General features: G+C 70.5%; 26 protein-coding genes. 1 reads left to right on the plus strand and 25 read right to left on the minus strand.

Annotated elements, in window-relative coordinates; genetic code table 11:
- Window positions 1-34: 34 nt before the first annotated feature.
- The 23 genes from BLQ76_RS00425 to oiaX all read right to left on the minus strand — a co-directional run bounded on the left by BLQ76_RS00425 (window position 35) and on the right by oiaX (window position 22,454).
- Complete coding sequence (locus BLQ76_RS00425; protein WP_090667304.1) at window positions 35-544, minus strand: GNAT family N-acetyltransferase; 510 nt, start codon at window positions 542-544, stop codon at window positions 35-37.
- On the minus strand, window positions 541-1,053 hold the full coding sequence (locus BLQ76_RS00430) for an RNA pyrophosphohydrolase (protein WP_090667307.1): 513 nt from the start codon (window positions 1,051-1,053) through the stop codon (window positions 541-543). The genes BLQ76_RS00425 and BLQ76_RS00430 overlap by 4 nt, the downstream gene beginning before the upstream one ends.
- An 85-nt stretch (window positions 1,054-1,138) precedes the next feature.
- Complete coding sequence (locus tag BLQ76_RS00435) at window positions 1,139-2,314, minus strand: divergent polysaccharide deacetylase family protein (RefSeq protein ID WP_090667310.1); 1,176 nt, start codon at window positions 2,312-2,314, stop codon at window positions 1,139-1,141.
- Window positions 2,315-2,422: 108 nt separating this feature from the next.
- Window positions 2,423-3,769 (minus strand): S41 family peptidase, encoded by a 1,347-nt coding sequence (locus tag BLQ76_RS00440; protein ID WP_090667313.1) that lies wholly within the window; start codon window positions 3,767-3,769, stop codon window positions 2,423-2,425.
- Complete coding sequence (locus BLQ76_RS00445) at window positions 3,759-5,210, minus strand: murein hydrolase activator EnvC family protein (protein ID WP_090667316.1); 1,452 nt, start codon at window positions 5,208-5,210, stop codon at window positions 3,759-3,761. Before BLQ76_RS00445 ends, BLQ76_RS00440 begins: the two co-directional genes overlap by 11 nt.
- Before the next feature lie 206 nt (window positions 5,211-5,416).
- On the minus strand, window positions 5,417-5,899 hold the full coding sequence (rlmH, locus tag BLQ76_RS00450) for a 23S rRNA (pseudouridine(1915)-N(3))-methyltransferase RlmH (protein ID WP_090667318.1): 483 nt from the start codon (window positions 5,897-5,899) through the stop codon (window positions 5,417-5,419).
- Window positions 5,900-5,909: 10 nt separating this feature from the next.
- The gene (gene rsfS / locus BLQ76_RS00455) at window positions 5,910-6,308 is read right to left on the minus strand and encodes a ribosome silencing factor (RefSeq protein ID WP_425285131.1); all 399 of its coding nucleotides are present in this window, start codon (window positions 6,306-6,308) and stop codon (window positions 5,910-5,912) included.
- A gap of 90 nt (window positions 6,309-6,398) precedes the next feature.
- Window positions 6,399-7,052: a nicotinate-nucleotide adenylyltransferase gene (locus tag BLQ76_RS22425; RefSeq protein WP_425285125.1), complete on the minus strand. Its 654-nt coding sequence runs from the start codon at window positions 7,050-7,052 to the stop codon at window positions 6,399-6,401.
- Window positions 7,049-8,320, minus strand: coding sequence for a glutamate-5-semialdehyde dehydrogenase (locus BLQ76_RS22430; protein WP_244519424.1), 1,272 nt, complete (start codon window positions 8,318-8,320; stop codon window positions 7,049-7,051). The genes BLQ76_RS22425 and BLQ76_RS22430 overlap by 4 nt, the downstream gene beginning before the upstream one ends.
- On the minus strand, window positions 8,310-9,476 hold the full coding sequence (gene proB / locus BLQ76_RS00470) for a glutamate 5-kinase (RefSeq protein WP_090667322.1): 1,167 nt from the start codon (window positions 9,474-9,476) through the stop codon (window positions 8,310-8,312). Before proB ends, BLQ76_RS22430 begins: the two co-directional genes overlap by 11 nt.
- Window positions 9,473-10,543 carry a GTPase ObgE gene (obgE, locus tag BLQ76_RS00475; protein WP_090667326.1) on the minus strand — a complete coding sequence of 357 codons (1,071 nt, stop codon included), beginning with the start codon at window positions 10,541-10,543 and terminating at the stop codon, window positions 9,473-9,475. Before obgE ends, proB begins: the two co-directional genes overlap by 4 nt.
- Window positions 10,544-10,638: 95 nt before the next feature.
- Window positions 10,639-11,181 (minus strand): DUF3833 family protein, encoded by a 543-nt coding sequence (locus BLQ76_RS00480; protein WP_090667328.1) that lies wholly within the window; start codon window positions 11,179-11,181, stop codon window positions 10,639-10,641.
- A complete protein-coding gene (locus tag BLQ76_RS00485; protein WP_090667331.1) occupies window positions 11,178-11,750 on the minus strand; it encodes a GNAT family N-acetyltransferase in 573 nt (190 codons plus the stop codon). Before BLQ76_RS00485 ends, BLQ76_RS00480 begins: the two co-directional genes overlap by 4 nt.
- A 135-nt stretch (window positions 11,751-11,885) precedes the next feature.
- The gene (rpmA, locus tag BLQ76_RS00490) at window positions 11,886-12,152 is read right to left on the minus strand and encodes a 50S ribosomal protein L27 (RefSeq protein WP_090667333.1); all 267 of its coding nucleotides are present in this window, start codon (window positions 12,150-12,152) and stop codon (window positions 11,886-11,888) included.
- Window positions 12,153-12,279: 127 nt separating this feature from the next.
- Complete coding sequence (gene rplU / locus BLQ76_RS00495; RefSeq protein ID WP_090667336.1) at window positions 12,280-12,738, minus strand: 50S ribosomal protein L21; 459 nt, start codon at window positions 12,736-12,738, stop codon at window positions 12,280-12,282.
- 184 nt (window positions 12,739-12,922) lie between these two features.
- A complete protein-coding gene (locus BLQ76_RS00500) occupies window positions 12,923-14,539 on the minus strand; it encodes an FGGY-family carbohydrate kinase (protein ID WP_090667339.1) in 1,617 nt (538 codons plus the stop codon).
- Window positions 14,540-14,562: 23 nt separating this feature from the next.
- Entirely contained in the window at window positions 14,563-15,291 is a 729-nt protein-coding gene (locus BLQ76_RS00505) for an SDR family oxidoreductase (protein WP_090667342.1), read from the minus strand.
- A 66-nt stretch (window positions 15,292-15,357) separates the two neighbouring features.
- Window positions 15,358-16,611: a sugar ABC transporter permease gene (locus BLQ76_RS00510; RefSeq protein WP_090667344.1), complete on the minus strand. Its 1,254-nt coding sequence runs from the start codon at window positions 16,609-16,611 to the stop codon at window positions 15,358-15,360.
- Window positions 16,608-17,429, minus strand: a complete 822-nt coding sequence (locus BLQ76_RS00515) for an ATP-binding cassette domain-containing protein (protein ID WP_210184125.1) — start codon at window positions 17,427-17,429, stop codon at window positions 16,608-16,610. Before BLQ76_RS00515 ends, BLQ76_RS00510 begins: the two co-directional genes overlap by 4 nt.
- Window positions 17,430-17,514: 85 nt before the next feature.
- Window positions 17,515-18,582, minus strand: coding sequence for an ABC transporter substrate-binding protein (locus tag BLQ76_RS00520; protein ID WP_244519425.1), 1,068 nt, complete (start codon window positions 18,580-18,582; stop codon window positions 17,515-17,517).
- 144 nt (window positions 18,583-18,726) lie between these two features.
- Window positions 18,727-19,611 (minus strand): AraC family transcriptional regulator, encoded by an 885-nt coding sequence (locus tag BLQ76_RS00525; RefSeq protein ID WP_090667350.1) that lies wholly within the window; start codon window positions 19,609-19,611, stop codon window positions 18,727-18,729.
- A gap of 207 nt (window positions 19,612-19,818) precedes the next feature.
- Window positions 19,819-21,177 carry a four-carbon acid sugar kinase family protein gene (locus BLQ76_RS00530; RefSeq protein ID WP_090667353.1) on the minus strand — a complete coding sequence of 453 codons (1,359 nt, stop codon included), beginning with the start codon at window positions 21,175-21,177 and terminating at the stop codon, window positions 19,819-19,821.
- Window positions 21,174-22,454: a 3-oxo-isoapionate-4-phosphate decarboxylase OiaX gene (gene oiaX, locus BLQ76_RS00535; RefSeq protein WP_244519426.1), complete on the minus strand. Its 1,281-nt coding sequence runs from the start codon at window positions 22,452-22,454 to the stop codon at window positions 21,174-21,176. The genes BLQ76_RS00530 and oiaX overlap by 4 nt, the downstream gene beginning before the upstream one ends.
- Window positions 22,455-22,542: 88 nt before the next feature.
- Between oiaX and BLQ76_RS00540 the strand changes: the two genes are divergently transcribed.
- Window positions 22,543-23,256 carry a transcriptional regulator NanR gene (locus BLQ76_RS00540; protein WP_090667359.1) on the plus strand — a complete coding sequence of 238 codons (714 nt, stop codon included), beginning with the start codon at window positions 22,543-22,545 and terminating at the stop codon, window positions 23,254-23,256.
- Here BLQ76_RS00540 and apnL read toward each other — a convergent pair.
- Both apnL and BLQ76_RS00550 read right to left on the minus strand, forming a co-directional pair.
- Complete coding sequence (apnL, locus tag BLQ76_RS00545; RefSeq protein ID WP_090667362.1) at window positions 23,244-25,136, minus strand: D-apionate lactonase; 1,893 nt, start codon at window positions 25,134-25,136, stop codon at window positions 23,244-23,246. The genes BLQ76_RS00540 and apnL overlap by 13 nt on opposite strands.
- A gap of 6 nt (window positions 25,137-25,142) precedes the next feature.
- The gene (locus tag BLQ76_RS00550) at window positions 25,143-26,171 is read right to left on the minus strand and encodes a Gfo/Idh/MocA family protein (RefSeq protein ID WP_090667364.1); all 1,029 of its coding nucleotides are present in this window, start codon (window positions 26,169-26,171) and stop codon (window positions 25,143-25,145) included.
- Window positions 26,172-26,179: the final 8 nt, after the last annotated feature.

Here is a 26,179-nt window from a genome sequence, read left to right on the forward strand (position 1 = left end):
AAGGCCCGGCACCCGAAAGGGGCCGGGCCTTTTGCTATTCAGGCAGCGCCGCGAACGGTTCGGGGTAGACGAGCGGTCCCTGCCAGCCCTGGAGCGCGCCGGGAACCAGTTCCAGCGCCTGGAACGCCGGCCCAGCCCAGGACACGTCCGCCCCTCGTGCCAGATCCGGTCGAAAGCCGAAGCGACCGTAGTAATGCGGGTCGCCGAGCACGAAGACCGACCGCCAACCGCGTTCGCGCGCCAGCTCCAGGCCGAAGTTGATGAGCCGCGCGCCGACGCCGGCGCCCTGACGATCGGGCGCGACGGCAACGGGACCCAACGCCAGACCCCGCTCCGGTCCGTCGAGTGCGCTGAACAACGCATGCCCGACCAGGAAGCCGTCGTGGGCCGCGACCACCGAGATCGTCTCGTGTCCCGACTCGATCACGGCCTTGGTCAGCTGGGCTTCGTCGATGCCGTCGAAGGCGGTCGCATGGATCGTCTCGACGAACAGAAGCTCGTCGGGTCGCATCTCGCGAACAACCAGACCGGTCTCCGCGCTCACGACGCCGTCTCCAGATGCCGGAAGGCGTCGATCACCTGCTCGTAGACGGCGCGCTTGAACGGCACCACCAGATCGAGCACCTCGCTCATGGGCCTCCAGTCGTACTCCGTGAACTCGGCGGAATGACCGCCGGGTGGCGGGTCGATCGCGATCTCGCTGTCGGATCCCGTGAAGCGGAAGGCGAACCAGAGCTGCTTCTGGCCGCGGAAGCGCCCCTTCAGCGCGATGCCGACGAGTTCGGGCGGAAGCTCGTAGGTCAGCCAGTCCGGCGTCTGCGCCAGGAGCTCGACCGACCGGATGCCGGTTTCCTCGAAGAGTTCGCGCCGTGCGGCTTCGAGCGCGTCCTCACCTTCGTCGATGCCACCTTGCGGCATCTGCCAGAGCTGCGTCGCGCCGTCCATCTCGCCGCGCGGTTCCACCACGCGACAACCGACGAAGACGCGGTTCTCGCGGTTCAGCACCATGATGCCGACGCAGGGCCGGTAGGGAAGGGTGGCGGGATCGATCATGCGGCTCCGGGTGGTCGTCACTGATGCTGCGGAGCCATATGGGTGATGGATGCAGTGCGAAAAGAAAAGCGGGGTGAAGAAGTTGTTAACCCCTCGCTTCGGGGTCGAGCGCCAAGGCCGACACGGGGACGATCTCGATGCCGCGCGCCTCCGCCTCCCGCGTCCAGGCCGCGATCGTGTCCACCGAGGTCTCGAAGGCGCTTGCGACGCCAACGGCGGTACCTCGTGCGCGCGCGACCCGCTCCAAGGCGTCGAGTTGCCGGCGAATGGCATCGGGCGTGCGGTCGCCGTCGAGCAGGAGATCCGAGGCCGCGAACGGCACGCGGCCGGCGACCGCGACGTCGCGGGCCAGCGAGCGCGACGACGACCCGTCGTCCATATAGAGAAGCCCGCGTCGTGAGATCTCGGCGAGGAAGGGCTCGAGAGCGGTCGGCTCCGCGTTGAAGCGCGCGCCCATGTAGTTCATCACGCCCACGTAGTTCGTCATGCGGCCGAGCGCTTGGTGCAGGGCATCGAAGCGCCCCGCCGCCGCGTCGTCCACGGTCTGCGTGTTGGCGGCCGGGGAGATCTCCGGATAGCCGAAGGGCTCGAGCGGGGCCTGGAGCAGCAGTTCGTGCCCCGTCTGGCGCGCGTTGCGCATCCAGCGGTCGAGCGAGTTGCCATCCGCCGCAAAGGCCAGCGTCACGCCGGCCGGCAGCCGTTCGACGGCTTGCTGCGTTCCCGTCTGCGAGATGCCGAGGCCCGCCACCACGATCGCGATGCGCGTGCCGAGCGCGCCCGATGTCGCTCCCGCATAGACGTCGAGCGGCCGGCGACCGTCGCCGGCCCGCACCGGCAGCATGCCCATGTCACTCGGCTCCAGCAGCGCCTCGTCGGGCGTGGCCGCCATGGCGGCGGGCTGGCGCAGGGAACCCGGAGCGAAGACCCGGATGGAGCCGGTTGTGGTCGGGTCCGGCGCCCCGGAGACCGGCAGGATCTCGTTGCCGCGCGTCACGGTCACGCCGCCGGTCTCGGCCATGCGCACGACATTGGGTTCGGCGGGACCGGCCGGCGCCGAGACAGCCGCCGAGGAAGCATCCGCCACGATCGGAGCGGGCGGGCGGGCGAAGTCCGGCTGCTGTAGGATCGCCAGGGCGGAACCGCCCGCGACGGTCGCGCAGGCAAGGGCTGCCGCCAGTTTCGGCAGTCGGCGCGCGCGGCGCGGCCCGTTTCGCACGGGCTGCAGGTTCTGGCCGAGGGGGCGGTAGAGTTCGTCACGCATGGGACGCGACCCTAGGACCGCAGTCTGGATCGGAGCTTTTGACGGCCCGACGAAAAAGGCCCTGGCGCGCGGCGCCGGGGCCTTTCAAAGATCAAACGACGGACGCCCTTAGTTGGCGATCGACGCGGAGTCCTGCTTCGGCGGGAACGCGGCGTTGGTCTTGGTGCCGCGCAGGAGCTCGAACGCGTACTGCATCTGCAGGTCGTCCTTGGCTTCAGGTGGCACGTAGTCGAGCGAGCCGGAGCCCTCCTCGTTCTCCTGAACGCCCTTGATGTGGCCGCGCAGGGAGGCTTCGCCGAACTTCGGATCCTCGCCCGGCTTGATGCCCATCTGCGCCTTGATGTCGTCCGGCAGGGGCTGATCGACCTCGATGTCGGGCACGATGCCGCGTCCCTGGATCGAGGCGCCGGACGGCGTGTAGTAGAGAGCCGTCGTCAGGCGGAGCGCGCCGTTGGCGCCCAGCGGGATGATGGTCTGCACGGAGCCCTTGCCGAAGGAGCGCGATCCGACGACCGTCGCGCGCTTCTGGTCCTGCAACGCACCGGCCACGATCTCGGAGGCCGAGGCCGATCCGCCGTTGACGAGCACCACCACCGGCTTGCCGTCGATGTCGTCGCCCGAGCGCGCGTTGTAGCGGCGGGTCTCTTCGGCGTTGCGGCCGCGCGTAGACACGATCTCGCCGTTCTGGAGGAAGGCGTCCGAGACGCTCACCGCCTCGTCGAGTAGACCGCCCGGGTTGCGGCGCAGATCCAGCACGTAGCCCTTCAGCTTGTCGGCCGGGATCTTCGCCTTGATGTCGGCGATCGCCTCTTCCATGCCGGAGGTGGTCTGCTCGTTGAAGCGCAGGAGCTTGATGTAGCCGACGTCGTTCTCGACCGTGTGGCGGACCGAGGGGACCTTGATCTCGGCGCGCTGGATCGACAGGCGCACCGGCTGGGTCGCGCCGTCGCGGATGATCGTGAGGTCGACCGAGGAGCCGATCTCGCCCTTCATCTTCTCCACGGCTTCGGCGAGCGTCAGACCGCGCACCTGCTCGCCGTTGATCTCGGCGATGAGGTCACCCGCCAGGACGCCGGCCTTGTCGGCCGGGGTGCCGTCGAAGGGCGAGACGACCTTGACCAGCTCGTTCTCCATGGTGACCTCGATGCCGAGGCCGCCGAACTCGCCGCGCGTCTCGGTGCGCATGTCCGCCGTTTCCTTGGCGTTCATGTAGCTCGAGTGCGGGTCGAGCGAGGTCAGCATGCCGTTGATCGCGGTCTCGATCAGCTTCTGGTCGTCGGGAACGTCGACATACTGGGCCCGCACGCGCTCGAACACGTCGCCGAAGATGGCCAGCTGGCGGTAGGTGTCGGACCCGGCGGCATTGGCGACGCCCGCGTGAGGGCCGACGAAGGCCGTCATCGCGGTGGCACCCAGAAGCGCTCCCGCGAAGAGAATGGAGAGCTTACGTATCATTCCTCGTCCTTCCAGATGATCCATCCGCCCACCAGGGGGCCGGGTCGACCGGTTTCCCGTCCTTGCGAAATTCCACGTAAAGCGACGCGCCGCCATCGCCCATCTCAGCACTCGACGCGCTGGCGACGCGGGTCGATCCCATCATCGCCAACGGCTCGCCCGACAGCACGAACTGGCCGACCTCGGCGTCGATCCGGCCCATGCCGGCCAAGACGATATGATAGCCATCGCCCGCATTCAGGATCAAGAGTTGGCCGTAGGAGCGAAAGGGTCCCGCATACAGAACCTGCGCGTCCGCCGGGGCGGTGACCACGTCGCCGGGACGCGCCCGGAACGTGGCGCCCGCCACGGTACGTCCCATCTCGTCCTTGTCGCCGAACCGCCGCTCGATACCGCCTGCAACAGGGGGCACGAGGCTCCTTTTCATTGTCGAAAATGGGGCGGAGGGACCGAGTTCGGTCATCTCGCGGCGTAGGGCCGCCACGTCGTAGGACGGTGCGGGAGCGGTCGTCTCCGGCGGTTCCGTGGGCGGGACGGTGCTGGCCAGGCGCGCGGCAGCCTCGGCTTCGGCCCGCGCCGCTTCGAGACGCTCCGCCGCCTCGCGCTCCTCGGCCCGGCGGCTCGCCGCGTCGAGCTCGGCGATCAGCGCCTCGAGGCTCGTCGCCTGCGAGGCGAGTTCGGCGGCCCGTCGCTTCTCGTCGCCGATCCGGCTGCGGCTCTCGGCCGCGATCTTGTCCTTCTCCTCCAGAAGGCGAACGAGCCGTTCCTCTTCCTCGCGGGCACGGGACACGGCGGCGGCGAAGCGATCCTTCTCGCCTTCGATCGATGAGCGCACGTCGCTGAGGCGTTGCAGATCGGCCAGAAGCGCGACGGTCTCGCCGCGGATCTCCGGAACCACGGCACCGAGCAGGATCGCGCTGCGCACCGACCCGAGCGCGTCTCCGGGCTTCACCAGGAGCGCCGGCGGGGGCTTGCGTCCCATCCGTTGCAGCGCCGCCAGCACCTCGGCCAGAACACCGCGCCGCTCGCGCAGCGAGCCCTTGAGTCCGCCCTCCTCGTCGGCCAGCGCGCGGATGCGCGTCTCGCTGGCGGTTACCTCCGCCGAGGCCTGCTTCTGGTCGGCGGCCGCGCGGATCAACTCGCCCTGAAGGCGGCTCCGGTCGGCCGCGACCTCCGCCACCAGCGCATCGAGGCGGGACACGGCGTCCTGCGACAACGCGATATCGCCCGAGATGCGCGCGAGCTCGGCTTGCGTGCGGCGTCGTTGCTCGGTGATCGCCTCGCTGGTGGTGGAAGCGGATGCCGGCGGTGCCGCCGTCGCGGACAGGTCGTCTTCGGGGCGGGCTGCCGCCGGCGCGCACAGAAGCAGCGTCGCAGCCAGTGCGAAGCGCGTGCGCCGCAGCTTCCGTTCCCTGTCGCGGATCCTCGATCCGATGGTCATGACGTCCCTGGTCCGACTTCGCTCCCCATGCGGCGAGCCTGCGGCGGCATGGCTTCAGGAAGCGTTAACCAGCGGGGGCGCGGGACAGCTTCAAGTCAGCTCCCGGAACCCTGTGCCAGTTCGAGGCGGCAGGAAAGAGGCAGAACCGAGCGGAAGGCGCGTTGGGGGGCGGCCGTGCACCGGCGTCCGGCGTCGTGGCCGCTTGTTCACGCCCGATGGTAGGGATGTCCGCTCAGGATCGTCGTCGCGCGGTAGAGCTGTTCCGCCAGCAGGATGCGCACGATCTGGTGGGGAAAGGTGAGGCGGCCGAAGGCGATGAGGCCGCTCGCCCGCGTTCGCATCTCGTCGCCGTGGCCGTCCGGCCCACCGATCGCGAGCGCCAGATCGCGCGCGCCGTCGTCGCGATGACGCGCAAGAAGGACCGCGAACTCGTCCGACGACGGGGTGCGACCGGTTTCGTCCAGAACCAGGAGCCTGGCGCCCTCCGGCAATAGAGCGAGCAGGCGCGCGCCCTCGTCGCGCTTGCGCTCCGCGGCGCTGGAGGCGCGCGACTCCGCGATCTCCGATACGCCGGTGAAGTCGAGGCCGAGCGGGCCGCCGGCCTTGCGTAGCCGATCGAGGTAGCGTGCGGCCATTTCCTGCTCGGGGCCGGCCTTCATGCGGCCGACCGCGGCGATCGACAGTCTCATGGCGCGTGGCTTAGTGGACCGAAGCCTCGGAGGCCTCGCCTACGCTCCACATCTTCTCGATATTGTAGAAGGAGCGGACCTCGGGGCGGAAGATGTGGACGATGATGTCGCCCGTATCGATCAGAACCCAGTCGCCGTTCTGCAGTCCCTCGACCTTGGCGTTGCCGTGGCCGGCTTCCTTCAGGTCGCGCAACAGGTGGTCGGCGACGGCGGCGACGTGACGGTGCGAGCGGCCGGATGCGATCACCATGTGATCGGCTAGCGCCGACTTGCCCTTCAGGTCGATGGAAACGATGTCCTCGGCCTTGGAGTCGTCGAGACTTCCAGTGACGAGGTCGATAACGGGCCGTCCGACGGAGACGTCGTTGGCGGTCGCGTCAGAAGGCTCGTGAGCCTTCAGTTCGGCGATGGCGTTCAGGTTAACCGTTCCTTCCGGTAAGACGGGCAAGAGGTTACTTGCCCTTGCAAGAGTAAAAGGTGGCAAAGGAGCGTGTCGGTTTCAAGACGTCGGCTCCGCCAGCGCGCGCAGCCTTGTGGATGACTGGGCCGAGCGGGGACCGTGCAGAAACACCCAGGCCGGCGGATCGGCCTGTGCGAGGCGCGCCGCGTCGCGTTCCAGAAGCCGGTGCGGCTTGAGAGCGCGGGCCGCCGGGGACGACAGGAGCGACAGCGTCGAGCCCGGCCTGTCCACGACGGCGATGGGCATGGCGCTCGCGATGCGCCGCCAGTCCTGCCAGCGGTGGAAGCTCGCCAGGCTGTCCGCGCCCATCACCCAGACGAACTGCGTGGTCGGTCGGCGCCGACGCAGCATCAGCACCGTGTCGGCGCTGTAGCGCACGCGCCAGGACGCCTCGAAGCCCGTGACCACGATGCGCGGATCGTCGCACAGGTCCTGCGACAGCCGCAGCCGCTCGGCGAGCGGCCGGAGGCGGCCATGGTCCTTCAGCGGATTGCCCGGCGTCACCATCCACCAGAGCCGGTCGAGCCGCAGGCGCTGCAGCACGGTCTCAGCCACAAGGAGATGCCCCTCGTGCGGCGGGTCGAACGAGCCGCCGAAGAGGCCCACGCGCCAGCCGGGCCCGGACGGCGGCAGGCGAAGCTCCTCGGCGGTCGCGGGCGCGGCCGGGGCGAGCGGGGCGAGGGGGCGTCTCACGGCCTCGTCTGGCCGGTGCCGGAAACGCGGTAGTTGAACGTCGTCAGCTGCTCGATGCCCACCGGCCCGCGCGCGTGCATCTTGCCGGTCGCGATGCCGATCTCGCCGCCGAAGCCGAACTCGCCGCCGTCGGCGAACTGCGTCGAGGCGTTGTGAAGGAGGATAGCCGAATCGACGTGGCGCATGAACCGGTCGGCGACCGCCTGGTCCTCGGCGATCACCGCCTCGGTGTGGTGCGAGGAGTAGCGCTCGATATGCGCGATCGCACCGTCGACGCCGTCCACCAGCGCGACCGAGATCACCGCGTCGAGATACTCGGTGCGAAAGTCCTCTTCGGTCGCGGGAAGGGCGGGGGTGAAGAGGGCCCGCACCTCGTCGCTCGCCCGCACCTCGCAGCCTGCGGCCGCAAGGTCGGACAGGAGCGGCGCGACGAGTTCGGGCGCGGAGCGGTCGATCAGCAGCGTTTCGGCGGCGCCGCAGATGCCCGTGCGCCGCATCTTGGCGTTGACGACGATGCGGCGTGCCATCGCGGCGTCGGCCGAGCGATCGACATAAACGTGGCAGAGCCCTTCGAGATGGGCGAAGACCGGGACACGCGCCTCGCGCTGCACCCGCTCCACCAGCGAGCGGCCGCCGCGCGGCACGATGACGTCGATCGAGCCGCCAAGGCCCGTCAGCATGGCGCCGACCGCCGCGCGGTCGCGCGTCGGCACGAGCTGGATCGCGTCGCGCGGCAGGCCGGCGGCCTCGAGCCCATGCACGAGGGCGGCGTGGATCGCGGCGGACGAGCGCGAGGAGTCCGAGCCGCCGCGCAGGATCACGGCGTTGCCGGCCTTGAGGCACAAGGCGCCCGCATCGGCCGTCACGTTCGGGCGGCTCTCGTAGATCACGCCGACGACGCCGAGCGGCGTGCGCACGCGGCGGATCACCAGCCCGTTCGGGCGCGTCCATTCCGATGCCACGGTGCCGACCGGATCGGGCAGGTCGGCCACCTCGCGCAGGGCGCCGGCGATGGCGGAGACGCGACCCGCGTCCAGCGTCAGGCGATCGATCATGGCCTTCGAGGCATCGGACGCCTGCGCGTCCGCGACATCCGCCCGGTTGGCGTCGAGGATCGCCTCCGCGTCCCGCTCGACGGCGTCCGCCATGGCGCGAAGGGCGGCGCTCTTTGCGGCTGGCTCGGCGACCGCCAGCTGCCGTGCGGCCAAGCGTGCCCGCTCGCCCATCTCGCGCATCGTCTCGTCGAGGCTCACGCCGTCATCCCGCATCGCGCAACTCCTCCATGGATATGTCGGCGCCGTTCTCGCCACCGCGCGTGAGCACGAGGTCGTCGCGGTGGATCATGGCGCCGCGCGCCCCCTGGCCCAGCCGTGCCTGGATCTCGGCCGAGCGCAGGCCTGCCACGATCGCGGCCTCGGCCGCATCGTAGGCGACGAGACCGCGCGCGAGTTCCTGCCCGCCCGCGTCCACTACGCGGATCGTATCGCCGCGGCGGAAATCGCCCTCCGAGCGCGTGACCCCGGCTGCCAGGAGGCTCTTTCCGGACAAAAGCGCGCGTACCGCGCCGTCGTCGACGTGCAGCGTGCCGCTCGCGTTCAGCGAGCCGGCGATCCAACGCTTGCGCGCACGCACGGGGTCGCTGGCCGGCTGGAAGAGCGTCGAACGCTCGCCCTCGCGCACGGCGCGGATCGGATGAAGGCGCTGACCGCTCGCGATGACCATCGCCGCACCCGCCGCGGTCGCGATCTTGGCGGCATCGACCTTGGTGCGCATGCCACCGCGCGACAGGGCGCTCGCGGCGCCCCCGGCCATGGCCTCGATCTGCGGCGTGACGGCGGTGACGAGCGGAATGTGCGCGGCTGCCGGGTCGAGGGCCGGCGGCGCGGTGTAGAGACCGTCGATGTCGGACAAGAGGATCAGGAGGTCCGCCGACATCATGGTGGCGACACGCGCGGCCAGGCGATCATTGTCGCCGTAGCGGATCTCGGCGGTGGCGACCGTGTCGTTCTCGTTGATGACGGGCACCGCCTTCAGCGCCAGGAGCGTTCCGACCGTCGCGCGCGCGTTGAGGTAGCGCCGCCGCTCCTCGGTGTCGCCAAGCGTCAGAAGAACCTGACCCGCCGTCAGGGCGTGCTCGCCCAGGGCCTCGCTCCATGCCTTGGCGAGCGCGATCTGTCCGACGGCGGCCGCCGCCTGGCTTTCCTCCAGCTTCAGCGCGACGGGCGGAAGCTGCAGAATGGTGCGGCCGAGCGCGATCGCGCCCGACGACACGACGATCACCTCGCGCCCTTCAGCCGACAGTTCGGCCAGGTCTGCCGCCAGCGAGCGGAGCCAGTCCGCCCTGAGGCCCGTCGCCGGATCGACCAGCAGCGCCGAGCCGACCTTGACGACGACCCGGCGGAAGAGGGCGAGACGATCGCTCACGCGCGCCAGTCCTCGTCGTTGAGCTGCGCGCCGAAGCGGCGGCGGTCCTCCGCGGCCTGGTCCTCGGCCACCTCGTCGCCGAGGTCCGAGATCTCGCGCTTCAAGGCGCGAAGCACGTCGTTCAGCCCGTTGCGGCTGACAGCCGAGAGAGCGAAGGGCTTGCGCCCGGCCACCGCCGCCAACTCGTCCAGCTTGTCGCGCCGCGTCTCGTCGTCCACGGTGTCGATCTGGCTGAGAGCCACGACCTCGGGCTTGGCGGCCAGCTCCTCGTCGTAGAGCTCGAGCTCGCGGCGTACCGTTTCGTAGGCGCCCGCCACGTCCTCTTCCACGGCCGAAACGAGGTGAAGCAGCACGCGCGTGCGCTCGACATGGCCGAGGAAGCGGTCGCCGATGCCCACGCCCTCGTGCGCGCCCTCGATCAGGCCGGGAATGTCGGCGATCACGAACTCCTGCCCGTCCACGGTCGCGACGCCGAGGTTGGGGTGAAGCGTCGTGAACGGATAGTCCGCGATCTTCGGTCGGGCGGCGGTGCAGCTGGCGAGGAAGGTCGACTTTCCGGCGTTGGGCAGGCCGACGACGCCGGCGTCGGCGATCAGCTTCAGCTGAAGCCAGATCGTCAGCTCCTCGCCCTCGAGGCCCGGATTGGCGCGATACGGCGCGCGGTTGATCGAGGATTTGAACTGCCAGTTGCCGAAGCCGCCGTTGCCGCCCTCCGCGATGCGGAACACCTGCCCGACCTCGGTGAGGTCGCACAGCAGCGTTTCCTCGTCCTCGGCGAAGACCTGCGTGCCGACCGGAACTTTCAGCGTCACGTCCGCACCCTTGCCGCCGGTGCGGTTGCGGCCCATGCCGTGCATGCCGGTCTTGGCGCGGAAGTGCTGCTGGTAGCGGTAGTCGATCAGCGTGTTGAGGCCCTGCACGGCCTCGATGAACACGTCGCCGCCGCGCCCGCCGTCGCCGCCGTCCGGCCCGCCGAACTCGATGAACTTCTCGCGCCGAAACGAGACGGCGCCCGCACCGCCGTCGCCGGAGCGGACATAGACCTTGACCTTGTCGAGGAACTTCATGGTGTTCCCTCATCTTTCTGGCGCGCCGGAGGGGCTGCGGCCGGTTTAGCGTCCAGGCTCCGAAAGGGGAACCGGCTTTGGCAGGCGAGCGGACGTCACCGCCCGGGATTGTCGTGGGCCGCGAGTGCGGCGTCACTCTTGGCGAAGGTGACGCGCGAGCGCGCCACCGGGATGCCCCAGAGCCGCACGCTCACGCGATTGGCCAGCGTCCCGTCGCCGTTGGGCGTGATCTCGTGCCGAAAGCCGAGCCGCCGCCCACCGCCGGGGGCGATGCCGCTGTAGTCGAGCCGCACGCCGTCACCGTTGCGCGTGCCCGTCACGGCCACCGGCGGCGCGAGCTGGCCGCTCTCGTTTTCGGTCTCCACCGTGCCCCGGATGGTGCCGGCCTCGTCGCGCAATCGCCAACGCTGCAGGCGCGGACCTTCCGGAAAGCGGAAGCGCTCGTCGAGCACCAGCGTCCCGTTCTGCAGCCGACCGGTGAAGGCGGCCGTGAAGCGGTCGCGGAACACCAGAAAGGTCCGCGTCTCGCCGGCGCTCACGCTCGACCCCTCGAAGAAGCCGAGCAGATCGAGCGGCGCGGCGCGGGAGGCCGTCGGCAGCAGCGAAAGGCAGAGCGCAAGCGTCGCCAGCCGTCTCACGCGCAGGCCCCCCAGCTCTTCAGGGCCGACCAGGTGCGCCGGTCCATCCGGTAGCGCTCGCTCGACACGCGGCCGGCGACCAGCGAGTCCGACAGCGACGTTCCGCTGTAGCCGAAGCCGCACTTGGCGATGACGCGCCGCGAGGCGGCGTTCACGGCCCGGCATCGCGCCTCGACGACCTCCGCGTCCAGGCCCGCGAAGGCGTGGTCGATCACCGCCTGAGCGGCCTCCGTCGCGTAGCCCCGGTTCCAGAACGGCCGCCCGATCCAGTAGCCGATCTCCAGTTGTGCGCGACGTTCCAGCGAGCGCAGGCTGACGATCCCGACCAGCACGCCGTCCTCCAGCCGATCCACCGCCCGCACCCAGTCGTCGGGCGGCGAAGAGACGTAGGTCTCGGCGTCGCGCAGCGTGTAGGGGTGGGGGATGCGCGCGGTCATCTCGGCGATGCGGCGATCCTGCAGGAGCGCGGCGATCGCGGGCGCGTCGGCCATGGACAGGCTGCGCAGCGCCAGCGATCGCGTGATCAGCCGGGGTGAGGACGGTTCTTCATCGTCGGGAAGGGAGCGCATCGCCGGAAGCTTTCGCGGTAAAAACGGAAAAGACGGGAGGATGGCGTCCCATCCTCCCGTCTCGATCCTGGTTCCGCGTCAGCGAGGGTCGAAGGCCGGGTCGGTGGGACGCCGGCACTTCGAAGGCACCGGCTGTTACTCGGCGGCCTCGGCCTGCGGCTGGACGGAGATGGTGGTCCGGTTCGGTGTCTTCTTGAAGACGACGGTGCCCTCGGCGGTCGCAAACAGGGTGTGGTCGCGGCCGATGCCGACGTTCACGCCCGGGTGCCAGCGCGTGCCACGCTGACGCACGAGGATGTTGCCGGCGATGACGCGCTCGCCGCCGAACTTCTTGACGCCGAGGCGCTTGGACTCGGAGTCGCGACCGTTGCGGGACGAACCGCCTGCCTTTTTGTGTGCCATGGAACTGCTCCTTGCGTTCTGTGTCTGGCGATCCCGGGGCTCGGGAAACGAGCCGCGCGCGGGGCGCCCTGCGATGATCTTTGCTGAAACGAGGCGGAGCCGCTAACCGGTTCCGCCCTGCCGAAACTTACGCCTCGTCGGCGACGGTCTCGGTCTTCTTGCGCGAGGCGCGGGGCTTCTTGGTGGCCTCGCCTGCCTCGTCGGCGGTGGCGACGGCCTCGGTGGCGGGAGCCGCGGCCTTCGCCTGGGCGGGCTTCTCGCTGGCCTTGGCCGAGGGCTGCTGACCGTCGGTCAGGATCTCGGAGATGCGGATCATCGTCAGGTCCTGACGGTGGCCGCGCGTGCGCTTGGAATTCTGGCGACGGCGCTTCTTGAAGGAAATCACCTTCGGGCCGCGCGTCTGCTCGACGATCTCGCCCACCACCGTGGCGCCGGCCACGAAGGGCGCGCCGATCGTGGTGCCGATCATCAGCACCTCGGTGAAGGAAACGGAGTCGCCGGCATTGCCCGGCAGGCGCTCGATCTCGAAGCGGTCGTTGGCGGCGACGCGGTACTGCTTGCCACCAGTCTTGATCACTGCAAACATCAGGTTCTTCCTTGGGATCGGCGCTCAGGTCGGATCGCTCCGCGCAGGGCCGTCTTCTTGTGGTTCTTGGGGTGGCCGAGCCATCCGGGCACGACGGGTCGTGCGCCGGGCGCAAGGCCGAACGGCGGTTGCATAAAGGCCGGACGCCACCGGGTCAAGCCTTCCGCCCCCGGATGCCCGGCTCTCAAGCGGTCCGGCGCATGGCCTCGCGCGTGGCGACCTCGGCGGCCTGCAGCGCGCGATAGGCTTCGTGCTTTCGGTCGTGGAACCGTCGGATCTCGCCCTCGTCCGGGGTGATGGTGTTCTCGACGCGGCACATGCGGTTCGCCGCCTCTTCCAGATCGGGATACAACCCGGAGGCCACGGCTCCCAGCATCGCGCTGCCGAGCAGCACGGGCTCGGCCGTCTCGGGCAGGGCGACGGCGAGCTGCGTCGCGTCCGCCAGGACGCGGCGCAGGAGGGCCGAGCGCGCGGCCCCGCCCGAGACGACGATGCGCTCCAAGGCGACGCCCTCGCGCCCCATCGCCTCGACGATATCGCGCGTGCCGTAGCAAAGGCCGCACAGCGTCGCGACGAAGAGACGGACGAGGTCGTCCTCGCCGGCCGAAAGCGTCAGCCCGCTGACGACGGCCGTGGCATGCGGGTCGGCGCGCGGGGCGCGGTTGCCGAGGTGATCGGGCACGACGTGAAGGGCGCTTGCCAGACGCGCCGCTGCCTCCACCGAGCCCGCCATCTCCACCGCGCGCGCCTCGAGGTGATCGAGGACCCCCCGGCCGGCCCGTTCGGCCGCCTCCCGCAGCGCAGGGAAGGCAGGGTGCGAGCTCACGACATGGTCGAGCGCCGCGCCATAGGCGGACTGGCCGCCCTCGAGCAGCCACGAGCCAGGCAGCATCGCGCCGAAGTAGGGGCCCCAGACGCCGTTCACGAAGCGGGCCTCGCTCGTGGTCGCCATGGCGCAGGCCGAGGTGCCCATGATGAGCGCGAGGTCCGCCCCGCTGCCCGCCACGGTTCCGACGCCGCCCGCGTGGGCATCGATCAGCGGGGCGCCGACCGGCGTTCCGGCTTCGAGCCCGAGGGCGCTTGCGGCCTCCGCCGTCAGGCCCGCGCCGACGGGTTGCGCGACGTCGAGCACCTGCTGGCCGATGCGTTCGAACCCCTCGTCGGCAAGTTCTGCCAAGCCGACGAGGCGGAAGTAGCTCTCGTCCCAGCACCGCTCGTGGGCGAGATAGGTCCATTTACAGGTCAGCGTGCAGACCGAACGCTCCGTGGACCCGGTGGCGCGCCAGGTGAGGAAGTCGGCGAGGTCGAAGAAATGGGCGGCGCGGCGGAACGTATCCGGCCGGTTCTCCTTCAACCACAGGAGCTTCGGCGTCTCCATCTCGGGCGAGATGCGCCCGCCGACATAGCGCAGCACCGGATGGCCGGTCGCGTTGATGCGCTCGGCCTGCGCGATCGCGCGGTGGTCCATCCAGACGATGATGTCGCGCGCGGGATCCTCCGAGGGGCCGACCGCCAGCGAACGCCCGTCCGCGTCGAGGACGACCAGCGAGCAGGTCGCATCGAAGCCGATCCCGCGAACCTGAGACGGATCGGCACCCGACAGCGCCAGCGCCTCGCGCACGCTCTCGCACACCGCCTGCCAGATGTCGGCCGACGACTGTTCCACGATCTCGCCGGCTTCGCGCCAGATCCGGATCGGGCGCTTGGCGGTGGCTCGGAGCCGGCCGCTCGCGTCGAACAGGCCGGCGCGCGCGCTGCCCGTGCCGACATCGACGCCGAGAAACAGGTCGCTGGATGGCATGAAACGGCTCCTGGGGTTGGATCCTAGAGATCGACGCCGTGCGGCAGGATCACGAGATCCCGGATGACGACGCCGGGCGGGCGCGTCAACATAAAGACCACGGCGTCGGCGACCTCCTTGGCCTCCATCAGGCTCCGGTTGAGCTGCGCCTCCTCGAGCTTGGCCTTCGGCCAGTCGTCGATCAGCGGGGTGATCACCGGACCCGGCGCTACAGCGCCGACGCGCACCCCGTGCGGGATCATCTGCCGGCGCACGGTATGGACGAAGGCCTGGATGGCGAACTTCGAGGCCGTATAGACCGGCTCCCAGACCACGGGGATGAAGCCCGCGACCGAGCTCGTGACGATCACGTCGCCCCGCTTCTGCGCGCTCATGTGCGGCAGCACCGCCCGGATCGAGCGGAAGGCGGCGTTGACGTTGAGGTTCAGCATCCGGTCCCAGCTGTCGGGATCGCCCTCGATCACCGGGCCGCCGACATAGGCGCCGGCATTGGCATGGAAGATGTCGAGCCCGCCGGCCAGCTCCACGACGCGCTCCGCCAGCCTGTCGACGGCAGGGCCGTCGGTGAGGTCGAGCCGCAGCGCATGGGCGCCGTCGCCGATCTCGGCGACCGCATGCTGAAGACGATCCTCGGCATAGTCGACGAGGACGACGCGGGCGCCCGCTCGCCGCATGGCGCGCGCGCATTCGAGGCCGATGCCGGAGGCCGCGCCCGTGATGGCGGCGACCTTGCCGGAGAGATCCTGGCTCATGGGTCGGGTTCCTGCTGGGAAACGATCGAAGAAGGGCCCGCCGCTGTTTCGCGGCGGGGATCGGCGTCAGCCGCGGCCGTGCGAGGCGCGCGAGCGGCGGGCGAGCGAGTCGACGATCACGGCCAGCGCCAGAACGCCGCCGAGGATCATGTAGCGAAGGCTCGACGAGAGGTTCAGAAGCGTCAGGCCGTTGGAGATGGCCTGGATCACGACGATGCCGAGCAGCGCCGAATAGGCCGAGCCGCGCCCGCCGAAGAGCGAGGTCCCGCCGATCACCGCGGCCGCGATGGCGTTGAGGTTCACGTCGCCCGTGCCGGCCTGCTGCGAGGCCGAGCCGAGGCGCGCGGCCGACAGGATGCCGCCGAGCGCGGCAAAGGTCGAGCAGAGCACGAAGGCGCTGAGATAGATGCGGCGCACGTTGATGCCGGCGCGCCGGGCCGCCTCGCGGTTGCCGCCGACCGCCATCATCGAGCGGCCCCACTGCGTGCGCGTGAAGAGGTAGTCCATGAGCGCGACGAGAAGCACGAACAGCGCGAACATCCAGGGCACGCCGCGCCCCTGCGCGAGGTAGAGGACGATGGCCTCCAGCGCGACGGCGAGCGCGATCGCCTTGGCGAGGACGACGCTGAGCGAGTTTCCGGTGAGCCCCGCCGCCTGCCGGCGCCGGCGGGCCGACAGGCCCGACCAGAGCACCACGGCGGCGGGAACGATCGCCAGCACGACCGAAAGCCAGTTCGGCATGTAGCTGTTCTGCCCGAACCGCACGAGCGCGAGGCTGAACGGCAGGTTGATCGAGCCGGAGTTGCCCAGGAGGTAAAGCTGCAGTCCGAGGAGCGCGAGAAGGCCCGCCAGCGTCGCCACGAAGGAGGGCATGCCGACCCGGTTGTAGAGCGCGGCGTAGAGCGCACCGACGGCGGCGCCCAGCAGGAGCGCGACCAGGATCGCGCCGATCACCGGCCAGCCCTGGTTGATCCAGAGGACGCCGAGGATGGCGGAGGCGAGACCCGACATCGAACCGACCGACAGGTCGATCTCGCCGAGCATCAGGACGCAGACGATGCCGAGCGAGATGACGCCGGTCGTGGCGCAGTCGTAGAGGAGGTTCGAGACGTTGCCGGGCCGCAGGAAGACCGGGTTCAGCCAGGCGAAGATCAGCGAGATCAGGACGAGGCCGACTGCGACCGGGATCATCCCGAGGTCGCCGGAGCGCACCCGGTCGAGGAAGCCGCGCAGCGCGCCGGCCAGCCCCTCGTCCTCGCGCACGCGGGCGTCGGCGCGGTCGAGGGCGCGACCGGTGGCGGAGTTGGGATTCACGGTCACGGGCGTGCCTCCTCTTGCGCGGCGCGGCGTGTCGCCCGGCGCGACACGGAGTTCTCGGTGGCGCCGGTGATCGCGGCGATCAGGTCGTTGTGGGAGTCGTCGGGCGTGAAGACGCCGTTGTTGCGCCCGAGCCGCAGCACCACGATCCGGTCGGCGACGGCGCGCACATCCTCCATGTTGTGGGAGATGACGATGACGCCGAGGCCCCGGTCGCGCACGCGCTCGATAAGGTTCAGGACCTCGGCCGTCTGCGCGACGCCGAGTGCGGCGGTCGGCTCGTCGAGCATGATGAGCTTGGGCTCCAGAAGCAGCGAGCGGGCGATGGCGACCGTCTGGCGCTGTCCTCCCGACAGCGAGGCGACGGGCTCGCGTACCGAGGGAATGCGCGCGGCGAGCTCGTTCAGGAGCGTCCAGGCCCGAACCTCCATCGCCACCTCGTCGAGGTGCCAGGGGTTGGCCTCGCGGCCGAGATAGATGTTGGCGACGACGTCGAGGTTCTCGCAGAGCGCGAGATCCTGGAACACGGTCGCGATGCCGAGGTCGAGCGCGGCCGAAGGGCTCGTGAGCGCGACCTCGCGGCCCGCGAAGCGGATCGTGCCCGATGTCGGCTGGTGCACGCCGGCCAGAACCTTGACCAGCGTCGACTTGCCGGCGCCGTTGTCGCCCACCAGCGCCACGACCTCACCGGGATAGACGTCGAGCTCGATGTCGGTGAGCGCCGAAACGGCGCCGAAGTGCTTGGACACGTTGCGCAGCGAGATCACCGGCTCGCCGCGCGGCGGCACCGGCGCGCTGGCGCCTTTGGCGGTCTGGGACACGGGGCTCGGCCTCGCTGGGGTCTGAGGGAAGGGGAGGCGGCCGCCGCGTGAGGGCGCGCGACGGCCGGCCGGGGTTTTCAGCGGATCACTGGATGCCCATCGACTGGCAGGCGGCCGCGTAGTCGCCGGTGCAGACCTCGGCGACGGGCGTGATGTTCTTGTCGAAGATCTCCGCCTTGATGTTCTCCTTGGTGATGACCTTGGGCACGAAGAGCTGGGACGGCGTGTTGTAGAGCGTCGTCTCGGCCTTCGGCGTCTGGCCGGAGATCATCTGGAAGGCGATGTTGGCGGCGGCCGCCGCTACGATCTCGCTGGGCTTGGAGATCGTGTTGTACTGGTCGCCCGCGATGATCAGCTGCAGCGCGGCGATCGTCGCGTCGTTGCCGGTGACGGGCGGCACGGGGTTCACGCCCGCCGCCTTGAAGGCCGCGATCGCGCCGCCGCCGGTGCCGTCGTTGGCCGCGACGACGCCCTTGATGTCGGCGCCGAAGCGTGTGATCTGGCCGCTCGCCCACTGCTGCGCCTGGGGCGGGGCCCATTCCGGCGTGTCGAACTCGGCCAGCGTCTTGTAGGGCGAGGCCTGGAGCGCGGCGTGGATACCGTCGCGGATGAGGCCGGCGGCGGCATCCGTCGGCGAGCCGTTGATCTGGAGGACGCCCGCGCCGTCCGGCACGCCGGTCGCCTTGAGGTGCTCCACCAGCGACTGCGCGATCGCCTGGCCGATACCCTTGTTGTCGAAGGACACGTAGTAGTTGGCCGGAGTGTCGGGGATCGGACGGTCATAGGCGATGACCTTGACGTCCTGCGACTGGGCCTGCTGCACGAGCGAGGCGGCGGCACTGGAGTCCACCGGATCGAGCACCACCACGGTCGCGCCCTGCGCGATCACCGAGTTGAACTGCTGCTGCTGGAGCGCGGCGTCGCCGTTGGCGTTCTGGTAGACCACGGTGCAGCTTGCGCAGAGCTTCTCCATCTCGCGCTTGAAGCCGGGAAAGTCGCGCTGCTCGTAGCGCGTGGACGCCTGGTCGGGCATCAGGAAGGCGACGGTCGCGTCCTGGGCCCTGGCCGATGTGGCCGATAGCGCGGCGGCACCGACCAGGAGGCCGAGGCTCAGGAGCGGCAGGCGGCGGAGCATTGGGGTCTTCGGTGTCATGACGTCGGTCTCTCCCTTGGGTTGACTCATGGACGCGCGGTTTGCGTGCGGGCCCGCGCGGGCCGCGTCCCGGATCCGCCGGCCGCGCCTCCCGCGCCGACGGATCCGAATTCGTTCGATGGTGCCGCGTGCGGCGGCGGTGCCTCACGCGGCGTAGGCGATGGCCCGGTTGCGCGCCGAGAGGCTGCGGAAGCGCGAGGGCGGCATGCCCTTTTGCACGAGGAACTGGCGGTTGAAGTTCGATACGTTGTTGTAGCCGACCGCGAAGCAGATATCGGTCACCGTGCGCTCGGGCTCGCTGGTCAGGAGCTGGCAGGCAAGGTTGATGCGCAGCCGGTTGACGTACTGGACGAGCGTCATGCCCGTGTGGCGACGAAAGCAGCGCGAGAACGCGCTCGGGCTGCGGCCCGACAACGCCGCGAGATCGCCTTCCGAGAAGTCGCGCGTCAGGTTCCGGTTGATGAAGGCGAGTGCCTCGTTGACGCCCCCGTGCATGAAGCCGGACGGATCGGGCAGGTAGCCCGAGCTGGTCAGCGGCACGGCATCGTCGGCCGCGGCCAGCACGTCCATCACGGCCATGAAGAGCGTGACGCGGCGAAGGCCCTGCGCGTCGACGAGTTCGGCCATCAGGGGCGCCACATGCGCCACGGTCCGCGCGCCGAACACGAGACCGCGACGGCTGAGCGCCAGAAGCTCGTCGAGGGCAGAGAACTCGGGCAGCGCGCGCGTCGCCGCGTCGACGAAGCCTTCCGAGAACTGAACGATCCGGCAGCGCAGCGGGATCTCGTCGCCCGCCGGCACGTCGCTCACCCAGTTGTGGGGCAGGTTGGGTCCGGTGAGCACGAGGTTGCCGGGCTCGAACTCGCCGATGAAGTCGCCGACGAAGTAGTGGCCGCGCGTCGCCACGACGTGGTGCAGCTCGTATTCGGGATGGAAGTGCCAGCGGACCGTGTGAAACGGGTAGCCGTGCACCCACGCCTTGAACGACTCACCTTGCCTGATCTGGACGAGTTCCAGGTCCGGGTTCATGTCGCTTGCCTCCCGGCGCCCGATCCTTATCGAGGATCCTGTCGGCGCCCGCTCCCGCAGGCCCGGTGGTCCGGTTCCTGCAGCAACGAATCTAGGAGCGTTCCAGCACCCGCACTACCTCACGCTTTTCCGCTGGCCGATACTTTTTTGACGGCTAACGATCGGTGTGAGGCCGATCAGGCCCGCAACGTCTTGTCCGTCAACGGTTTATGCGCGGTGCAGCATCCGCGCCGATGCAGTGCCCTCGCTGCCGTCGCGCAGCCGCACGAAGTAGTCGTCGTCGCCGATCTGCCCGCCCTTGAAGGCGATCTCCAGTTCATCGAAGCCCGGCTCGTCGCTGTGGGCGCGGCACACCGGCGAGCCCGGCGTGTCGGGCAGCGGCAGGCGGGGGGTCAGGGCGAAGATGCCGAGCTCGCGCAGCGCGTGGCTGGACGTGTCGCCGCCTGCCACCACCGCCCGGTCCAGGCCGGCTTCCCGCACGAGGCGAGCCTGGAGCCGGCCGAGGCCTCGCCCGATCGCATGTCGCGCATCCGGCCCGCCGAGCTCCGCGCCAATATCGTCGGCGGGACCGAGCGCGGTGTGCACGACGACGCTGCGGCCCGCCCCCAAATGCCCCAGCGCCAGCGACGCAACGCCGTCCAGCGCGGCCGCATCGCCGGCGGCCAGCGCGCGCGGATCGAGCGCGAGGGCGACGAAGCCCTGCGCTTCCGCGTGCCGGATCTGGCGCTCGGTGGTCGGCGAGCAGCTGCCCGAGACGACCGCGATGCGCTCGCGCGGGGCGAGCGGCGCAAACCGCGACGTGCCGCCGATCACCCCCGCCGACTGCCACGCGGCGGCGAGCGCGTATTCGACGCCCGACGAGCCGACCACGAAGCGCGAGCCGCGTCCCGCCAGCCGCCGGAGCTGCCGACCGGCCTCGGCCTGCGTCGTGCCGTCGAGGACATCGATCAGGATCGCGCCGGGCGCGGCGGCCAGCGCGGCGTCCACGGCCGCATCGCCCCCGTTCGAGAGCAGCGACGGAGCGTCCACCAGAGCCACCGGCAGGCTAGTCTGCGCGGCGAGGTGTCGGCGCAGGTCGGCCTCGCGCATCGGCGTGACGGGATGGCGGCTCATCACGGGATGGCGGTCGATGCGGAACGTCTCGCCCCGAAACGCGGCATGGAGCTCGCCGAACGCGGTGTAGCGCCTCAGCTGCGGCGCGCCGACCACGATCGGCACCGGCGTGTCGGCAAAGACCGCGCGCCCGAGCTCCAGCGCCCGGCCGATGCTGCCGACGGCCGGCGCGGAGTCGAAGGTCGAGCAGACCTTGTAGTGCGCGATCTCGGCGCGCTGCGCTGCCATCCAGCGGAACACGGGGGGCAGGTTCGCGTCCATCCAGTCCGGCGTCTGGCTGCGGCTGGTGCCTGCGATGCCGATCGCGCGCAGGTTCTCGAAGCCGGCAAGGCGCTCGGGCGTCGGCACGTCGAGAAACAGCGCGGTCTCGACGCCGCGCAGCGCCAGCGCCTCCATGACGTCGGTGGAGCCGGTCAGGTCGTCGCCGTAGTAGGTGAGGAGAAGCGGGCTCATGCGCCGTCTCCCGAGCCGAAGGCCGCCATCGAGGCGGCGAGCTCGGGATGGGTCCGGGCGTGATGCTCGAGGGGCACGCCCGCGACCGCGGCCTCCCAGGCGTCGCGCACGGCCCGCACGCCGCTGGCGGGCCCCATCGGGTGGCCGACGACGCCCCCGCCGCACAGGTACAGGAGGTCGGTCGTGCGCACCGCCTCGAAGGTCGCCGGTGCCTGCCCGCCCCACTGACCCGAGCACACGACCGGCAGCGGCCGGTCGGCGGGCGAGAAGAGCGGCCGGTCCAGGGCGCGGAAGGAGCGCACGAACGAGTCGTCGGGCTCCCAGTACTTCGCGCCGATCCCGTTGATCTGGAACTGGTCGACCCCGAGAAGGCGCCAGAAGGTCTCGTAGACCGAGAAGTCGAGCCCGAGCGCGGGGTGGCGGGTCAGGATGTCCCAGCCGTTGCGGTGGGCGTGAAGCGCAAGGCTCGAGCGCTTCCTCAAGAAGCTCATGGCCCCCATGCCGACCGAGTTGATGTTGACCACGGCGGCGTTGCCGCCGGCCGCCGCCACCAGATCGTGGTTGCGCATCATCGTGTCGGGATCGGTGGCCGAGATGCCGAAGGCGATCATGACCTTCTTGCCGGTGCGCTGCTCGTGGTCGAGCACGACAGGCATCACGGCCCGAACCCGCTCGGCGAGCGGCGAGTAGGCCGGGCTCATCAGCTTCTCGTCGTCCTTGATGAAGTCGACGCCCGCCTCCGCAAGCGCGCGCGTCATCGCGGCGCTCTCGTCGGGGCGAAGCCCCAGCGCAGGCTTCACGATGGTGCCGATCATGGGGCGCCCCTCGACGCCCATCAGGCGCTTCGAGCCCTCGATGCCGAACTGGGGGCCGGGCCACGCCTCGGCGAAGGCCGGCGGGAGTCTCAGCCCCGTGACGCGGATGCCGCTGAAGCCCTTGATCGACCAGACGCCGCCGATGGCGATCGTCATCAGGGCGGCAAGGTCCGTGCCGACCGCCTCGAGCGGAAAGGCGATGTCGGCCTCGCCTCGGTTGAAGCGCCGGGCGTTGCGAAGGTCGTTATGCGTGCGGCCGAAGCCCGGCTCCGCCACCGGCTCCAGAGGACGGATCGCGACGACGCGCGCGGCGACGCGCGCCTTGAGCTCGGGCGTCTCGCCGGGCAGGGTGGTGAAGGTGCCGGTGGACTGGTCGCTCGCGATCTTGGCGGCCAGGCGCTCGACGCTGCCCGGCGTCTCGATCCGATAGGTCAGGACGATCTCGTCATTGGCAGCGTTCAAGAGATCCCTCATCTTTCAACGCGCGCGGCCGCGCCCAAGCTGGTATCGTGATCATACCAAAACCGTTTCTCCATCGAGCGTCATACCCATGGACCGCGTCCTCGAACCCATCGTCCGGCGCAAGCTCTCCACAGAGGTCTTCGAGCGGCTGAAGACCATGATCACCTCTGGCGCGCTGAAGCCCGGCGACCAGATGCCCTCCGAGCGCGAGCTGATGGAGCGCTTCGGGGTCGGCCGCCCGGCGATCCGCGAGGGCATGCAGGCGCTGGCCAATCTCGGCCTTCTGACGATCCAGCACGGCGAGCGGGCGCGCGTCACCGAGCCGACGCCCGCCTCGCTCTTCGGCCAGGTCGACGACGCCGCGCAGATCCTCCTGTCGACCTCGCCGGCCGCGCTCGACCACCTGAAGGAGGCGCGCATCTTTCTGGAGCGCGGCATCGTGCGGCAGGCGGCCGAGCGGGCGGGCGCGAGCGACATCGCGGCGCTGCGGGCGATCCTCGCCGAGCAACGGGCGGTCCTGGGCGACGCCGAGACCTTCATCGCCGCCGACATGCGCCTTCACGCCCGCATCGCGGCGATTCCGGGCAACCCGATCTTCGCGGCCGCCGCGCGCTCCATGCTGGGCTGGCTGCGCCAGTACCATACCGAGATGCTGATCTGGACCGGCAAGGAGAACCTGACGCTGGTGGAGCACGAGGAGATCGTCGAGGCGATCGCGCGCGCCGATGCCGACGCCGCCGAGACCGCCATGGTGCGCCACCTGGAGCGTTCGCGCGCACTCTACGTCCATCAGGGAGCCTGACGGGGGCCGGGCCGCGCGAGCCGGGCGACGGCGAGGGCGCCGAGTTCGAGCGTCCCGTCGCCGAGGCGCACCGTTTCCGGCAGGCACCATCGATCCCGCAGCTCGAACGGACCCTCGAGGCGGACGTCCTGCGGCTCCGCCGTGAGGTTCGCGAGCCAGACCTCCGCCCGGCCGTCCCGGTCCATGAACGCGAAGCCGTCGACGCGCGCGCGGTCCTCCGACCGGAGCGCGATGCGCCGGCGCCCCGACGCCCGCGCCAGACCCTTCAGCACGCCGGCGAGCGCGGTCGGCCGTCCGGCATGGTCGAAGAGGCCGCGCGGGCCCGCAAAGCTCGACGCGCACCAGGCCTCGACGCCTGCGCCGTCCAGCCGCGCGGCGTAGCCCGCGAGAAAGGCCGCGCCGAACAGCCCGCGCGCCCGCGGATCGTCGGCCGCCATGGCGATGCGCCGGCGGTCCGGGTTCGGCATGGTGCGCGAGCCATAGGGATTCTGCCGCATGCCGATCGTGGTGGGCCCGAGCCGGTAGGGCTTGTCGCCGATGATGGCGCGCGCCGAGCGCGTGACAAAGGGAACGGCCTCCAGCGTCTGCATCACCGAAAGATCGTCGGCGGCGTGGACGATCGGGCAGGTCGCGTGGGTCACGAGGTCGAGGGCGTCGGTCGGCACGCGCTTGCGGTTGAGCTCGGTGAAGTAGCTCAGCATCCCGCCGCCGAGCCGCGCCGCGGGAAAGGCGCGGCGGGCGGCGGCGTAGACCGCGTCCAGCGGCGGGCAGTCCGGCCAGCGGCTGCCCGGCGGCGTCGACTGGCGGTCGACGTCCGGCCCGGCGATCAGCGTCTCGACGTCGAGGCCGGCCTCGCGCACGCCCTCGGCAAGCGCGGCGAAGGCCGCGTCCAGCGGCCGGTCGGTCGGCACCGCGAATTCGAGGACGCGTTCGGCCTCGGGGCACGCGGCGGCGATGCGCGCGAAGCTCGCCAGCGCCCGGCCGTCGTGTCCCGCGCCCGGATCGAACGAGAACAGAAGGAAGCGCGGCGCCAGGTCGCGAAGTTCGGCCAGGTGCGCCAGCGTATCGGCGCACTCGTCGGGCGCCAAGGCCACGCCGACGCGCGGCATCGGTTCGCCGGTCGGGTCGCCCGGCGCGACCGCGACCGGCCCGGCGCGCGTTTCCGTCGACAGGGGCGGCGCCACGCCCTCGATCGCAAGCGCGACGCTCTGCCGGTTGGTCTCGCCCGCCGGCATCCGGTAGGGCCAGGGCAGGGCGAGCGGGCGCACGTAGGTCTTAAAGGAGGCATCCGACCAGGCGCGCTGGTCCTCCATCTCGAACGTGTCGCCCTCCAGGCGGCAGGTCGCGCGAAGGCCGGGCACCGGCTCGTGCGTCAAGGCGCGGATGTCCTGGAAGGGCTGCCAGGGCTCGATGAGGTCGGGAAAGCGGCTCGCCTCGCGCGATCCGTCGCCGTGCAGCACCTCGACCGGCGCGCCCGCGACGCCCTCGATCGGATGCAGCACGCAGAAGCCGCAGCGGTTGGTCTCGAAGTCGCCCTCCGGCACGGCTTCGACGCGGAAATGAAGCGAACCCGCCGCCGTTCCCCGAATCTGTGCCTGCATCGCGAGGCGCGTCCCGTCGGGCGCATGGCAGGACGCGTCATAGCGCACCGCGAAGCCGTCGGGCTCCGCCTCGACCACGAGGTTCGCGATGGCGGGATCGAGCGTGCCCCAGTCGCGATCGCGCACGACATAGCTGATCGCGCGCAGCACCTCGCGCCCACCGAAGCGGATCGTGCGCAGGTTGCCGCTGACGAGATCGGCCGAGAGCGGGCCGGCGCGCAGCGTTCGCGCGAGGGCGGGCGGCTCGGCGGTGCCGAAGAGGGCGAGGAGATCGTCCATGCCGTGTCAGACGTCGGCGAGCGCGACCGGCAGGCCGGTGCGCGCGCCCTGGTAGGCGGCCTCGACGAGGGCGAGCGTCTGAAGGTTGTCGCGCCCCGACGTGTCGGGCTCCCGGCCATCCCGCAACGTTTCCAGCCAGTGCCGCTGGATCAGGAGGACGCTCTCCTGGATGTTGTGCCAGGGGCGGCTCGCCCAGGCGAGAAGCGGGGGCGAGAGGTCCTCGTGCCGCGTTCCCGCCGCGTCGGTGACGCTCAGCCTGTAGCCGGGCCCGAGCCGGATCGAGCCGAGCGCGCCGTCGATCTCGACCAGCGTCTGGGGAAATAGCTCCTCCTCGAGCCGCGTCGCATAGGAGCAGTCGACCACGGAATGCAGCCCGGCCGCGTGGTCGAGGAGCATGGTCGCCACGTCCTCGCCCCGGATCAGCGGGTTGACCCGCGCCATGCGCGTGGTGATCGCGGTGGCGTCGCCGAACAGGAAGCGCGCGATGTCGAGCGCGTGGATGCCGAGATCCTCGACGATGAAGCGTTCGCCCTCTGCCAGGTACGGCTGGCCGGAATAGACGTCGAAGGCCGATCGGAACGACACGCGCCCGAAGAAGGGCGTGCCGATCGTGCCCTCGTCGAGCACCGCTCGCAGCCGCCGGATGGGTGACTGCCAGCGGAAGTTCTCGTGCACCATGAGCGGCACGCCCGCGCGCTCGCAGGCCGCGACCATGGCGCGCGCGTCCGCCATCGTGGGGGCGAAGGGCTTCTGGCAGATGGCGGGGATGCCGAGCGAGGCGGCGAGTTCCACCAGCGCGCGGTGGCTCGGCGCGGTGGTGGCGATGTCCACGAAGTCGGGCCTCGTCTCGCGCAGCATGGCCTCGGCGTCGGTGAAGCGGGCCGGAACGCCGAAGTCCTCGCCCATGGCCTGCAGGCGTCCCGCATCGCGGTCGCAAAGCGCCACGATGCGCACGCCCGGCAGGTCACGCCAGGCGTTCATCTGGTTGCGCGCGAAGAAGCCGCAGCCGATCAGGGCGCCGCGCAGCTCGTTCATGGCCCCGG

The organism is Aureimonas jatrophae (assembly GCF_900104035.1).
GTDB classification, from domain to species: domain Bacteria; phylum Pseudomonadota; class Alphaproteobacteria; order Rhizobiales; family Rhizobiaceae; genus Aureimonas; species Aureimonas jatrophae.